This is a genomic window from Chitinophaga alhagiae (assembly GCF_003568665.1).
GTDB lineage: Bacteria > Bacteroidota > Bacteroidia > Chitinophagales > Chitinophagaceae > Chitinophaga > Chitinophaga alhagiae.
The window spans coordinates 1133571-1147123 of the sequence record NZ_QXMH01000001.1; the positions used below are offsets into that span (position 1 = coordinate 1133571).

General features: G+C 54.4%; 11 protein-coding genes. 1 reads left to right on the forward strand and 10 read right to left on the reverse strand.

Translation table 11 applies throughout. The features are described from left to right. Window positions 1-12: 12 nt before the first annotated feature. The 5 genes from D3A97_RS04400 to D3A97_RS04420 form a co-directional block, all read right to left on the reverse strand. A complete protein-coding gene (locus D3A97_RS04400) occupies window positions 13-462 on the reverse strand; it encodes a DUF6265 family protein (protein WP_119077050.1) in 450 nt (149 codons plus the stop codon). A gap of 35 nt (window positions 463-497) precedes the next feature. After that, the gene (locus D3A97_RS04405) at window positions 498-1625 is read right to left on the reverse strand and encodes an acyltransferase family protein (protein WP_119077053.1); all 1128 of its coding nucleotides are present in this window, start codon (window positions 1623-1625) and stop codon (window positions 498-500) included. 123 nt (window positions 1626-1748) lie between these two features. Continuing rightward, window positions 1749-2336, reverse strand: a complete 588-nt coding sequence (locus tag D3A97_RS04410; protein WP_119077056.1) for a hypothetical protein — start codon at window positions 2334-2336, stop codon at window positions 1749-1751. Window positions 2337-2555: 219 nt separating this feature from the next. Next, window positions 2556-3092 carry a hypothetical protein gene (locus D3A97_RS04415; protein ID WP_157986345.1) on the reverse strand — a complete coding sequence of 179 codons (537 nt, stop codon included), beginning with the start codon at window positions 3090-3092 and terminating at the stop codon, window positions 2556-2558. A gap of 279 nt (window positions 3093-3371) precedes the next feature. Beyond that, a complete protein-coding gene (locus tag D3A97_RS04420; RefSeq protein ID WP_157986346.1) occupies window positions 3372-4277 on the reverse strand; it encodes a YEATS-associated helix-containing protein in 906 nt (301 codons plus the stop codon). 157 nt (window positions 4278-4434) lie between these two features. Between D3A97_RS04420 and D3A97_RS04425 the strand changes: the two genes are divergently transcribed. After that, window positions 4435-4737 (forward strand): GNAT family N-acetyltransferase, encoded by a 303-nt coding sequence (locus D3A97_RS04425; protein WP_119077063.1) that lies wholly within the window; start codon window positions 4435-4437, stop codon window positions 4735-4737. A gap of 45 nt (window positions 4738-4782) precedes the next feature. Here the strand turns inward: D3A97_RS04425 and D3A97_RS04430 are convergent, their stop codons facing one another. The 5 genes from D3A97_RS04430 to D3A97_RS04450 form a co-directional block, all read right to left on the reverse strand. Continuing rightward, window positions 4783-5907: a glycoside hydrolase family protein gene (locus D3A97_RS04430; protein WP_157986347.1), complete on the reverse strand. Its 1125-nt coding sequence runs from the start codon at window positions 5905-5907 to the stop codon at window positions 4783-4785. 26 nt (window positions 5908-5933) lie between these two features. Beyond that, window positions 5934-7367, reverse strand: coding sequence for a RagB/SusD family nutrient uptake outer membrane protein (locus tag D3A97_RS04435; protein ID WP_119077069.1), 1434 nt, complete (start codon window positions 7365-7367; stop codon window positions 5934-5936). Between the two features lie 23 nt (window positions 7368-7390). Further along, a complete protein-coding gene (locus tag D3A97_RS04440) occupies window positions 7391-10507 on the reverse strand; it encodes a SusC/RagA family TonB-linked outer membrane protein (protein WP_157986348.1) in 3117 nt (1038 codons plus the stop codon). Between the two features lie 251 nt (window positions 10508-10758). After that, complete coding sequence (locus D3A97_RS04445; RefSeq protein ID WP_119077074.1) at window positions 10759-12252, reverse strand: M81 family metallopeptidase; 1494 nt, start codon at window positions 12250-12252, stop codon at window positions 10759-10761. A 12-nt stretch (window positions 12253-12264) separates the two neighbouring features. Further along, entirely contained in the window at window positions 12265-13548 is a 1284-nt protein-coding gene (locus tag D3A97_RS04450) for an aspartate aminotransferase family protein (protein WP_157986349.1), read from the reverse strand. Window positions 13549-13553 lie beyond the last annotated feature (5 nt).

A 13553-nucleotide genomic window follows, 5' to 3' on the forward strand; every position in this document is an offset into this window, starting at 1 on the left:
CAGGCACGGCGTTCAGCGCAGCCGCTGCATCGGGAACTGCCGTGTTTTCAGCACACCGTTCGCCACACCGGAAATTTCCGCCAGCAGTGAATCGGGACTGACCAATGTATAACTTACTTTTTGCGGAAAATCATGCGCGGGGTTTTCAAACACCATCTGCCGGCTGTCTATGAACGTAAGGGCAAACCGCACCGGCAGCCCTTTGTTTTGCCCTGTGACCGTGGGCACGTAATACAGTTGCCCGCCCCGCTGCTCCAGGCTGACAGACTCCAGCAGCAGGGTATCCCGCCCTTTGACGAGCTGCCCTTTGCCCGCAAGGGTGGAATCATTCACCTTCACCCAGGTTTCGAGCATATGACGGCCGGAGGCATTACTTTGCCAGCTACCGATCAGCCAGCCGGCTTTGTCTATGGGGCCGCCAGCCGTGAATGAGAAAAGGAACAGAACAAGCAGGTACTTCATGGTACCCTAAATTACATAAAATCCGGTGTTGCCGCCTATACACGCAGGAACACCTTCTTCCGGTACATAAAGTACAGGAACAGCCACTTGATGCCTACCATGCAAATGGCCATTGCCACCACGTTAAAGGGATCTCCCACCAGCTGGCCCAGCCAGGCAAACACGGCGTTAGTGGTATAGCCCCAGTTAATGAAGTGATCTGACATGTAAATGAGAATGGAGTTCATGCCTATTACCCGGAAGAAAAGCGTCCAGCCCTTGTAGCCTTTTACATCTATCACGTAATAAAATACGGCCAGCAGCAACAGGCTAATACCGCCTACCTGCATCACAAAAGAGCTGGTCCACAGGTTTTTGTTAATAGGAAAATCGAGGTTCCACAACTGCGCCAGCACAAGAAAGACCACTCCCCAAAGAAGCATGCGCAAGGTTTTCTTTTCAGGCGCCAGCGGACTGTGCTTCAGCAGGTTTCCGGTCAAGATGCCCAGCAATGCCGTGCTGATAGCGGGGATGGTAGACATAAGGCCTTCCGGGTCATGAATGCCCAGGTACAATTTGCCCGGCATTACCAACCTGTCTACATAGGAAGCGAAATTACCTTCCATGCTGAGATCTCCGGGCGGATAGCCGGGAGCCGCCGTAAACTTCAGCAGCAGCCAGTAGCCGATGATAAAGGCCCAGAAGCAGGCAATTTGCGTGCGCTGCCGGCTATAGAGGTAGATGATATTGGCAAACATATACGCCAGCCCGATGCGGCCCAGCACACTGCCGAACCTGATCTCCGAAACGGGGCGCAGCGCCAGGCCGTTGTTCACCACCAGCCCCAGCAGCACCAATACCAGCGCCCGCCTGATAACACGCAGCAACAGCTGTTGCCTTGGCGCCCCTTTTTCCAGCTCGCGGCCTATGGAATAGGGGGTAGACACGCCCGCCATAAACAGGAACAGGGGGAAAATAAGATCGTAGAACCGGAACCCGTTCCAGTCAGGATGCACAAACTGCTGTGCTATAGCCTGCCAGAACGGGGAGCCGGTGGCTTTTCCCAGCCCGTGAAAAATTTCTTCCGCCCCCATTATCCAGAACATGTCAAAACCACGAAGTGCATCCAGGGAGTAAAGCCGCCCCATACCCTGGGGTGCCGGCGCCGCTTGAGTAGTGTTCATTGGTATCGGTAATTGTGTGGTATCTTATAAAAGTAAACAATATTGGGATAATTCAAACATAGCGGCATCAAATACGGGAGCCCGGCTTCCCGGAAGGGGGCGTTCCAACTGGGCGGCATGTGGTTACGCCGCGTGAAAAGTAAGGTTAACTACCGGCGTGGCGCTGGCTGCCGGTGTAGAAGACGGGGCGCCGGCCCCTCCGGGCGCCTGGTCGCTCACAATGCCGATATGTGTGAAGTTGCCGTTTACCAGCGGGTTCAGCACTTCCAGTATAGCCCCTTCAACAAAACAGAACATGTCTTCTACATCCTTCAATGCAATTACCTGCTCATCTGCTGTTGTGTCTATAACCAGATGCGACGCGTACTTGTTCCTTAGATTCTTCACTATCTCTATCTGCTCACGCCAGCCCAGCAATGCCTGCCGCCACCCCCCAATGGTCAGGGGGCAAACATGCGCCTCCCGGTATTCTCCTCTCTCTATTCTGCCCCAGAAATTCCACAGGCTGAAATAGTCATAGCCTGACACGCTGATCAACTGGTACAGGTTAATAAAAGACATCCGCATCAGCGCATTTGAAATAAAGTTCCGTTCCGTGTAACTCACCCCTACCACCTTTTCCGTGTACTTCCTGTACAAAAAAAACTCCTGCTTGAAATCCCTGGCCGTTTGCAGCATAACGTTCAAATCGTCTAGCATGTTCTTCTTCATGATAAATGGTTTTAAATTTTTTTGTTGGACCGATACAGCAGTGCCCTCTCCATGCAAGATGCATGGCGCAATAGCTGGTTTTTACATTCGCCCTGCATCCAGTTACTGTAGTGAGATATAATTATAGATCGTTTTTTGCGCGGCGGAGGGCTAATTGGCGAGGTTATTTTGCAATTCAATAACAAAATATTCACTTTAACACCTCGGCCATCACCCTTATTACCCGTTGTCCGCGCACTCATGAACAATGGCCCATGCAATGGCGCCCCATAGCAGAACGGCCACCCACTTATATGCCCGGCTAAAAGAAAGGCCCGCCAATACCTCGTCTGCGGCGCGGCGGTTAAAAAGGTATATCACATTGTCCAGCAGAAAAGCGCAGCTGAATACGAGGTAAATCATGTAGATACTGGCCGGCATCAGTGTATGCCAGCCGGCCCCGTTCACCAGCGTTAATTTCAGCACCAGCCACGGCAAAAGGTATTTCATGATTAAAAAAACGGCAAACAGCCAGGCAGGCCGTGTTTTGCTTTTGAACAGGAAACGGTAATGCAGCAGATGTACCGTCAGCACCGCCAGCGCAAACATAGCGATGGCGCAAAGTAGCGCCCATAGCGGAATATCAGTCTTGAAAGATGTGAACCGGAACGATACCTCAAACAGGTTGGAGCCATTCCATTCTTCCGGCAAGCCCGCGCGGGAAAGCAGCAGGCTGAGAAATGCATGCGGGGGCATTGTTGCAATGTTCGTTGCCATGTCATACAATTTTTCTTTGATTCATTAGTTTATCTATAATCCATATTCCCTCTCCCGTATATAAGTAAGATGCATTTTCAGATTGAAAGGGTGAGTTGCAATAAAAGTCAGGTATTTATACGTATTTCTCATGAAACACGGTACAGATAAGAGTTACAGCCGGATATCCCGTGCCGGGAGGCTGCAAACATTTACAACCTGTTAACAAGATTGTTGTTAGCAGGCATTCCCGGGCCGGATGCACAAACGGGTTAGCGCAAAGCCGGCATGCGTATGTACCTACCGCATCCTAAATTCTTTGGGGAACTTGCTGTCTTCAGACAGATCAAGTTCCAGCAGGGTATCTCCGTTGTCTGCCATTACGCCTGCCGTAAAGGCGCCGTAAGAAAGGATCTCATTATCCACGGCCACGCCATTCTCAAATTCTTCCGGCTTAACGGTGTATACAGAAGGCGTGAAGGAATCGTGGATGTAAAATATTACCGGTGCGTTCAGCGGCTTTTGGGGGTCTGTACTTTCCACCCGCAGCTCCACGTTGTAAAACCCGGGAATGGCAGATGCCGCTACCCTGGCGGTGAGACGGCGGCCGTTCCTTTCCGGCTTGCCGCCAAAGCGGCCTTTCTGCGGGTCATTCGGGTCTTTGATGGGCGGCAGGCCCGCTATGGCGTTGCGCAGCTTATCGCTGTCCGCGGCAGACTCCAGGCTCCTGCTCACAGGCACCTTTTTCAGGATGTTCTCTTCTTCCTTCAACGATTCGCTCTGGTTATTCTTGATGCGTTTGATGCTTTGTTTTTCCAGCTCTTCCTTTTCCGTTTTCAGTTTATTGAACTGTTCGTCTTTCACCACGTTGCTGATCAGCATGTTGATGAACTTGAACCCCGCAGAAGCCGCCAGCAGGCAGTACGCGGCATACAGCAGGTAATCTTTGGTGAGTACGGTGGCATCCGGTACATCGGGATTTTTCCAGCTCCAGGCCAGGTAACCATTGTCCAGCAGCTTGCTTTGCGCAAATTCAAGGAAGAGGGGTACCAGCACGGTGGCGCCAATGCCAAGTATCACGCATTGCCACCAGGGCTTCAGTTTCCGGCCGGTGTCAGCGCTTTCGTTAGCGGGCAGCAGAAAGCTCACAATACCGCCAAATACGCCGGCAGCCAGCATGATCATAATTACTACAGGTATTGACATACGAAAGGGATTTGGGGTTGAATAATATTACATCGTTAACATCCGGGGCCTGTTTGGGGGTATAGCATCCAATCGTACGCTAATATAATAAAAAAAGGCGGTAGGGCGCTGCCTGTAGAACGCTATGCCGGTACATTTTTACTTAAATTACGGCTGCATGGAAAACGTACCTTTCAACATCATCAACAATACCGCCAACCAACAGCTGGAAGTGCAGCTGAACGGTGAGACGGCGGTGCTCACGTACCGGTTTTACAAAAAGAACATCGCCTTGATGCATACCACCGTACCTGAAGGGCTGAAGGGCCGTGGTATTGCCAGTGCGCTGGCCCGCCGCGCGTTTGCCTACGCGGAGGAACTGAAACGGCCTGTTATGGTATACTGCCCGTTTGTGGCAAAGTTTATCCAGGAACACCCAGAGTACCGCAGCCAGCTGGACCCTTCGCTGTACAGAAAATAAAAAAGGGCCGCCATTACCCGGCGGCCCTTTTATCGTTTCCGTTCATTACCATTTCAACCCGTCTACCCTGATCCCTTCTACTGGTTGCCGGCCAAATTCTATCAGCTGTGAATTACCGCCGTAACTGGTAATATTGCTGAAAGTTGCGTTTTTCAGCGTACCCACTATCTTCACGGCCGATTTTGCCCTTGTACGCACATTTTCCACCACAATATTATACGTTTCCCCCAGCACGTTCATGCGGGAAGACCAGTAGTGCTCCTCCCCGATCCTGATGCCGGCGGCGGGCCTGATCTCGCTGTCCGTAGAAGTGTCCAGGATGTCGGATACAAAAATGTTGTAGAGCCTGATCCCGTCCTGGTTCAGCAGGCGCACCAGCGCATGGCCGCCGATCACTTTGGCCTGCACATTGCGGATGGTGATGTTGTAGATATCATCGTTGGCACGCGGCAAACGCCCGCCTACCTGCATGCTGGTCCTGGCGGTATCGTTAGGCGTGGCCAGGCCCGTGAGGGCGATCACATCGTCTCCGGTTACGCCGGTGATGTTCTCGATCACGATATCGTGGCAGCCTTTACGCACGTCTACCCCGTCCTGGTTCGGGAACTTGTTGGTGTTGGCAAAATTGACGTTGGCCACCCTGCCGTAGGCGCAGCCATGTTCCATGGATATGGCCCAGGCCTGCGTTTCTTCCATCGTAAACCCTTCTATGGTGAAATGCTCCGTATTGTACAGTAGAATGCCGATGGTGCGGTAACCGCTCTTGTCTCCCGGCGGATTGAAATGCGCCTCCAGCCCGCCACTGAGCACGGCGTTGCCTTTACCGATGATGCGAACGTTCTTGTTGGCGGACAAGGGACTGGTGCGCGCGCCGGCATTGGTAATGATATTATCTGCCGTACCGGGAGAAAGCCGCACAAGGCAATCGTTCAGCACCAATGTAAAATCAGAGGGCACCAGAATGGCCCTGTCTATCAGCCACTGCGCCGATTTACGCTGCTGGTTCCAGCGGGGTATCTCGATGGAATTTACGCCCGTACGCAGCGCCTCCTGTATGGCGGCCTCTATCCGGTCACTGTCTGTTCCTTTCCTGAAATTGTTGGGCGTAATCGGGTTGCCCATTGCCGCGGTACAGCAAAGCAGACCCAGCACCATTGCAATTAACCTCATATCTGTGCTTGTTTAACTTCTATAAATCATTCGTATCCGTCGTTCTGGGACAGGTTAGGGTTTAGGCTCCTTTCCCTGAACGGTACGGGATACAACACATTCCGCGCCTTAATATCGTAGTTCTCCACGAGATACCCAACACCGGTATACTTTTCCTTGTAATCCGTCATTACCTGCAGCATTTTGCCGGTGCGGAGCAAATCGAGCCAGCGGTGCCCTTCAAAGCACAGCTCCACGCGGCGCTCATGCAGAATGGTATCCCGCAGGGCCACTTGTCCTTCGTCTTCAACGTCTTCCAGCCCCGCACGCTTGCGCACTTCATTCAGCGGCTTGATGGCTTCTCCGGTGGCGCCGGTCTCGTTCAAGGCTTCGGCATACATCAGCAGCACATCCGCATACCGCAACACCGGCCAGTTGTTCCTGCCTTCGTTGCTGGCAATGGGCCGGTCTATGAATTTACGGGTATACAGGGCGTTGGTGGCAGGGTACCGCGCAATGGCCACGCCTTTACGGAGGTCTCCCGCCTCAAAGGCATTAAAGAGGTCTTCCGTACCCTGGTTGCTGCCCGCTGGGAAGCCGCCGGATGTTATTTCCGTACCGGAGCCAAAGGGCGCAAAGGCAATGCAGAAGTTGCTGCCTTCACCGTTGCCGGCGGCAAGGTACTGCACGGAATATATGATCTCCCGGTTATTGCGGTTGGTAGCGCTGAAAACACTTTCGTAGTTGTCCAGCAGTCCAAAATCTCCCGCGTCTTTAACCGCTTTCAGCACCGGCACTGCCTTTTCGAACTGACCGGTGGCAATATACATCTTGCCCAGCAACGCCTGTGCGGCGGCTTTGGGAGCGCGGCCTACCGAAGCGCCCGTATAGGTAGGGAGCAACCCTTCCGCCGCGGCCTGCAGGTCTGTTTCCAGCTGCGCATAAATTTTGCTCACCGCCTCGCGCTGGTAGCCGTAGGCCTCTGCTTCCGTTTTTACTTCTTTCAGGATGAGCGGCACGTCCCCGAAGAACTGCGTCAGCTGGAAGTACATCAGCGACCGTACGAAGAGGGCTTCCCCTTTATATTGTTTCTTCAGGTTATCGTTCATCGTAACCGCGTCTATTTTATCGAGGATGATATTGGCGCGGCTGATAGTGGAATAGGAACTGAGCCAAAGCGACTGCACGTAGCTGTTGTTGTTCATCCATGTTTGCTGGTCCATGTCTGCGTAACCCAGGTTGGCGCCGTTGGCTTCCGTATTGTCTGAGGGCACTTCCGCCACTACATAATAGTTGCCGTAGTATCCGCGAAGACTGTTGTACATTCCGTTCACGGCAGCCGTGATATCCGATTCGCGGTTGAAATAATCGTCTCTGTTCACGACCGTGGGCGATTTCAGGTCTACAAAATCCTTGCAGCTCTGCCCCAGGCCAAGTAACAATGCGGCCATGCCCATCAGTTTATATGTATGCGATTTCATCTGCGCTTAGTTTTTATGATCAATTAAAACCCGATGTTGATACCTACCATGATGCTTTTTGCGAGCGGATAGCCGCCCTGGTCGGTACCCGGCTGGTATACGGAGGCGCCGTACTGGCTGGGCTCCGGGTTGAAGCCCGGGTATTCTGTAAGGGTAAAGAGGTTCTGCGCGGTAACGTAAAGCCGGGCAGACTGGAGCATCATTCTCCGGGCAAACGCGTCTGGCAGGTTGTAGCCCAGGGTAATGTTCCGCAACCGCAGGAACGATCCGCTATACACGGCATAGGAGCTTAAATGGCTTGCCGTGGCAAAACCGGCGCGGGGGCCTACACGGGCGTACTTTACATCCCTGTCTGGTTCTTCGGGCCTGAAATAGTTGTTGGCCATATCTTTCACCGCATTGAACTTGCCGATCCACAACTGCGAGTGGCGCGCCGCGCCATTGATAATACCGTTGCCGAGCGTACCCTGGAACAGGATGCTCAGGTCGAAATTCTTGTAAGAGAAATTATTGGTGATACCGTACACATAGTCCGGGAAACCATTGCCGAGCAGGGTACGGTCTCCTTCGTTGATCTCACCGTCTCCGTTCACGTCCCGGATCTTGTAGTCACCCACGCCGGAACCGGGCCACTTGGGGCTTTTCTGCAACTCTTCCGCATTCTTGAACACACCGTCTATGATGAACCCGTAAAAACTGCCAAGCGGTTTACCTACTTCCACACGGTACACGTTTGGCCAGCCGCCGGTACCGGCAAAGGTATTGAGCGATGTTCTGCCGCCCAGGTCCATTACCTCGGAGCGGTTGTAGGCAATGTTGAAGTTGGTATTCCATTTAAAAGCCCCCTGCATATTGCGGGTATTCAGCTCTATTTCAAACCCCCTGTTGCGGAGCTTGCCGATATTGGTCTGGAAGGAAGTAGCGTAGCCTATTACACCGGGCAGTTCTTTGGAGAAGAGCATGCCGTCGGTTTCCTTGTTATAGAGGTCTACGGTCAGGTAAATCCTTTCCTTGAGGAAGGCCGCTTCCAGGCCAATGCCCAGTTGTCTGTTCTTTTCCCAGGTCAGTTCCTTGTTCATATACCCGCTCTGGTACACACCCGGCACACGCTGGTCTCCCAGGCTGTAGTTGGCGTAGCCGATGCCGCTCATCCAGGTAAAGTCACCGATGTTGGCATTACCTGTTTCGCCGTAGCTGGCCCTTATTTTCAGCTCGTCAAAGATCCGCTGGCGCTGCATGAACGCTTCCTCCGAAATGCGCCAGCCTGCGGAGTAGGACTGGAATACCCCGAACCGGTTGTCCGGCCCGAAGCGTGAGGAAGCGTCTGTACGAATGGAGGCGGAAAGGAGATATTTGTTCTTGTAATCATAGTTTATGCGGGCGGCATAAGAAAGGAAGCTGTTCAGCTCATACCCCAGCGTACCGATCTGGTCGGTGGCCGCGGCGGGGTTATGCACCTGGTCGTTCACAAAAGAGCCTGCCCTGCCGCGGGTGGCGGTGCTGGTGCCGCTGTAGCGCTGCATGGAATACAGCAACATGCCGGCAAGATTGTGACCGCCTTTCAGGCTGCGGCTGTAGTTGACGGTATTTTCCCATAACCAGCCGGCAACGCGGTTGCTGGTTACCTGGCTGGCAAGACCCGTCAGCAGGGGATTGGAAAGGTTGGCAAACGGCGCGCTGGCATATGCCAGGGTGGACGGCGTGTACTCGCTGTAAGTAGTGGCGCCGGCCGTTACACCGCCCTGTGACCTGATCTGCAGCCCCTTCAGCGGTTCCCATTGCAGGAACACATTGCTGAGCAGCCCGGAATAGTTCTGTTTATTTTCATACAGTTCCAGTACCGCCAGCGGGTTGTGAATGCCCGGCTCGCTGAAGCCGTACTGCGTAAACGGCAATACGTTATTCTGCCCGTAATCCCCGTTGGGAAGATGCACAGGCACTACCGGCGGCATCAGCATGGCTGCATACACGGGCACGTAAGATGCGGGGCCGCCTGTGCCAGGGCCGGGCTTCAGGTTGCGGGTAGTAAACGAAGGCGCGAAACTTGCGCCGATCTTAAGTTTGGCACTGAGGTCCGCATCCAGGTTAGCGTTCACCGTACCCATTTTATAGTCCGTGCCGATCATCACGCCTTTTTGCGTGGTGTAGTTACCGGAAACGGAAAACCGCACTTTTTCGCTGCCGCCGCGGGCGCTCACCTGGATGTCAGACATCGGGGCGGAACGGAAGATCACATCCTGCCAGTCTGTATCCGCCAGCAGCTCCGGCGTGTCAAATATATCGGGATACCTGCCGTTCATTGCGTTAGTAGCATCTTTTGCATATTGCAGGTATTCGCTTTTGTTCATCACGTCCATTTTACGGTACACGCTCTGCACACCCGTGTAGGCGCTGACATTAAAGCTCGTTTTACCGGCCTTTCCCCGCTTGGTGGTAACGATTACCACGCCATTAGCGGCACGGGAACCGTAAATAGCGGCAGACGCCGCATCTTTCAGCAACTCGATGGATTCAATGTCTGATACATTGATGCGCTGGAACTGTGCGGCATTTGGCAGCGGATAACCATCTACCACGTACAGCGGATCATTGGCCGCGCCCATGGAGCCGATACCGCGGATGCGGATGGTAGGCGCTTCGCCCGGCTGGCTGCCTGAGGCGGATTGCACCTGTACACCGGCGGCCAGGCCTGCCAGCGCATCTCCGGGATTGGCAACAGGCTGCCTGCCGAGGTCCGCACCGGAAACCTTGGCAATAGCAGTGGTCAGGCGGCGTTTGGATGAAGTACCATACCCCACCACTACCACTTCGTCAAGGTCAGACAGGCTGCGCTCCAGCACTACGGCGGGAATCCCCTGGTCACCAACCATCACGCTAAATTCTTTATATCCTACAATGCGGAAAACGAGCACATCGCCTTTGGCAGCTTCCAACTGGAAGCGCCCGTCTTCATTGGTGGCGGTGCCCCGCTGCGTGCCTTTTACAAATACGGATACGCCTTCAAGCGGCTGGCCGGCGGCATCCGTTACCCTGCCGGAAACAGGCGGGCGGGCAACCGTGTGGCTGACGCCCGCCGGTCTTGCACTTCCGGCCGCCGGTGCTGCGGTGGCACCGGCCATACCCAAAGACATTGCGATCATTAAAACTGCTGATACATTCATAGTAGTATGCTTCAAAAAATTCAAAAAAATCACCGGGCCGTTTGCAGAAAACGGCTGTGCGTGGTTGATAATGCTATTTTGTTCTGGTTGAAAATGGCTTCCTCAAGCCATTTCAAAAATAGTTCGTATTCCGTTGCTAAATGGACACGTGGTTATCCAAGTATGACATCATATTTGCATTGTATGATGGAATTATTACTGCTTCGTGCAAACGCTACTTGCTCACTGCCTCACGTTCCGGCAGGCATGCTGATGATCTTGTTCCCGATGTGCCTGTACGGCAGCCTTGTGAGGTTGCTGGTACAGAGGCCGGGGCTGTCAATATAAAATGCGGCCGCCGCCACCGGGTCATACGCCTGCTTGTGAGATACCGCGGCTTTTACAATGATGTAGCGCGCCGCTTCCGGTGCTATTCCCTGCGAGCGTAGCTGCCCAAGGTCCATTGGCGGTGTTTTGCAAGTAGTGAGCAGGATGGTGGCCTGCCCGTTGGAGATCACCGCGCAGGTCCCCATGTTCACATGGCTGCCCATTATAGACGCCAGGTGCGAGTTTTTGTTCTCCAGCTCAAACCGCCCGTCTGTCAGGTTCTTCACGGTCCCTTCAAACTTCACGGGCTCACCATGAAAGGCATCCGTTTTGGCGCCTATCAGCAGCGCTATGTTGGCGCCTATACCTGCCGCAACACATGCCTGTACCGCCACCGCATCATTTAACACGGCAACGATCCCGTTCCTGCCGGTGGCCAGCAGCGGCGCCAGAACGCCCGTGCCGTCTCCCGGCGTACCGCCGCCGATATTGTCTGCTGCTTCTATGAGCAGCACCGGCGTTTGTTTGCCGGTAAGGGCCAGCACTTCTTCCAGCCGGTTTTCTTCCGGGTAAGCGGCCTGCAGATGTTGCGCCAGCTCCCGCTCCAGTTCTGCAAGACATGCGTCCGCTTTTTCTGCGCTGCCACGCGTGCAGCAGGTAAAGCTGACACCGCAATCCGCTATATCCGCATACGCAAAGCCCGCCATTACATTGATGCAAAGTATCTCCGGGCTGGCCGCTTCCATGGCCGCCGCTTTGCGAAGCACCGCCCGCATGGGGTCAGCATCCGTTCCCAAACCTGCCGGGGGAATAATATACGGGGTGGCGCGGAATACCTGCCGCACGGCCGGTTCCAACATGATCTCATGCAGCAGCACAGCCGCTTTTATGGCTGCCTCCCGCGCATCGGTATGCGGATTTTTACGGTAGGCATATAAACAGGTACTGTTGCTGACCATCTGTTGCGACACGTTTGCATGCAGATCGAGCACCGCCACCACGGGGATCTGTTTTCCCCGGGCGTCCAGGAAGTGCTGCAGTTCCTCCAGCAACCGGCCCTCCGCATCGGGCGTACCTTCGCTGACCATGGCGCCATGCAATACGAGATACACTGCGTCAAGCGAAGGCCAGCTTTTCTCCAGCGCTGCAAAAAAATGCGCCCTGAAATAGTTGTACACTTCTTCCTCCACCATGCCGGAAGGCATGGCCGCCATCTGTATCCCCGGCACTACCTGCCAGCCTCTTTCCCGGGCGTACCAAAGAAAACCGTCCATCGGGGAACCGTTGTCATCGTTATTGGCAATAATATCCCGGCCGTGGAACAGCGCCATTTTCCTGAAACTGTCCATCCCCGTTCTCTCGTGGAGAAAAGTATGTGTTTCGTGGAAAAGACCCGCTACAAAAACAGTGGGTGTCATACGCGGTGTTTTTTATGATCCGGCCAGGCCGGCAAAAGTGTTATCAATAGCCTGGCGGGTGAACGCCAGCTCCGCGTCCGTGTGGGTAATGCCGATGTACCAACGCCCGTCTGGCAGCAGGTGAATGCCTTCATGCAGCATCAGCGCCCTGAACTTTGCGAACAGTGCGGCATCAGCCGCCAGTGTGTCCGCATAGTTGCGCGGTTCTTCCCGCAGGCCGAAGTGCATGCTGAACACGCTGCCGGTACCGGCGGTTACCAGCAGAAGCCCCGCTTTGCGGGCGGCCAGCTGCAGATGCTCCCGCAGGGCATGGCCGTATGCATGCAAGCGCGTAAAACAACCATCGCCGGATAATACCGTGATGGTGGCAAGAGCGGCGGCCAGGTTAACAGATGCACCGTTGTATGTTCCCGCGTGAATGGTCTTGCCTTCGCGTATCACATCAAAAACAGCCTTCCGGCCGCCCAGCGCGGCCATCGTAAAACCGCCCGCTATGGCTTTTGCGTACACGGACAGGTCCGGCCGCAGGCCAAAATATTCCCGTGCGCCGCCGAGCGCCAGCCTGAACCCCGTGATCACTTCATCAAACACAGACACCACCCCATGCTCCCGGCAGCAGTCAATGATACCTTGCAGGTATCCTTCTTCCGGCATGCAGCAGCCTGAGTTGGCAAGCACCGGCTCTGTGATCACACAGGCTATCTCGTGGCCGCGCGCGGCCAGTAATTCTTTCACAGCTGCCAGGTTGTTCCAGGGCAATACCAGCGTATCCTCAAATTCAGGCGCGGGCTGGCCGCCACACGATGCCACGGGGGTGCCCAGCTGGGCGGGCTGCGGTTTGTAGCTGACCAGCACATTGTTCAGCCAGCCGTGATAGTGCCCTTCAAACTTCACGATCTTGTTGCGGCCCGTGTAGGTGCGGGCAATGCGGATGGCGGACTGTACCGCCTCACTGCCTGTATTGCTGAACGCCACCTGCTCCACGCCCGGCAATATGCCGGTCAGTTTTTTGGCCAGCGTTACTTCCAGCGGATGCTGTGCGCCCAGCGTGTAGCTCCGCTGCAACTGTTCCGCAACGGCCTTATTTATAAATGGATGATTGCTGCCCGCTATCAGCGGGCCCCATGCCAACGTGTAATCGATATAACGGTTACCGTCCACATCAAAATAATACGGCCCTTCCGCCCGTTCGAAAAAGAGCAGGGGCTTCACATTTTTCCGCATGGAGCTGGATACCCCGCAGGGAATGATCTCACAGGCCTCCGCGTACAATTGTTCCGAACGTATATGTTCCATGTTTT

Bases quoted from the DNA above. Each gene is read 5' to 3' on its own strand.
- D3A97_RS04405 (WP_119077053.1), bottom strand. From the start codon at position 1,625: ATGAACACTACTCAAGCGGCGCCGGCACCCCAGGGTATGGGGCGGCTT.
- D3A97_RS04440 (WP_157986348.1), bottom strand. From the start codon at position 10,507: ATGATCGCAATGTCTTTGGGTATGGCCGGTGCCACCGCAGCACCGGCG.
- D3A97_RS04420 (WP_157986346.1), bottom strand. From the start codon at position 4,277: ATGTCAATACCTGTAGTAATTATGATCATGCTGGCTGCCGGCGTATTT.
- D3A97_RS04445 (WP_119077074.1), bottom strand. From the start codon at position 12,252: ATGACACCCACTGTTTTTGTAGCGGGTCTTTTCCACGAAACACATACT.
- D3A97_RS04410 (WP_119077056.1), bottom strand. From the start codon at position 2,336: ATGAAGAAGAACATGCTAGACGATTTGAACGTTATGCTGCAAACGGCC.
- D3A97_RS04400 (WP_119077050.1), bottom strand. From the start codon at position 462: ATGAAGTACCTGCTTGTTCTGTTCCTTTTCTCATTCACGGCTGGCGGC.
- D3A97_RS04430 (WP_157986347.1), bottom strand. From the start codon at position 5,907: ATGAGGTTAATTGCAATGGTGCTGGGTCTGCTTTGCTGTACCGCGGCA.
- D3A97_RS04450 (WP_157986349.1), bottom strand. From the start codon at position 13,548: ATGGAACATATACGTTCGGAACAATTGTACGCGGAGGCCTGTGAGATC.
- D3A97_RS04425 (WP_119077063.1), top strand. From the start codon at position 4,435: ATGGAAAACGTACCTTTCAACATCATCAACAATACCGCCAACCAACAG.
- D3A97_RS04415 (WP_157986345.1), bottom strand. From the start codon at position 3,092: ATGGCAACGAACATTGCAACAATGCCCCCGCATGCATTTCTCAGCCTG.
- D3A97_RS04435 (WP_119077069.1), bottom strand. From the start codon at position 7,367: ATGAAATCGCATACATATAAACTGATGGGCATGGCCGCATTGTTACTT.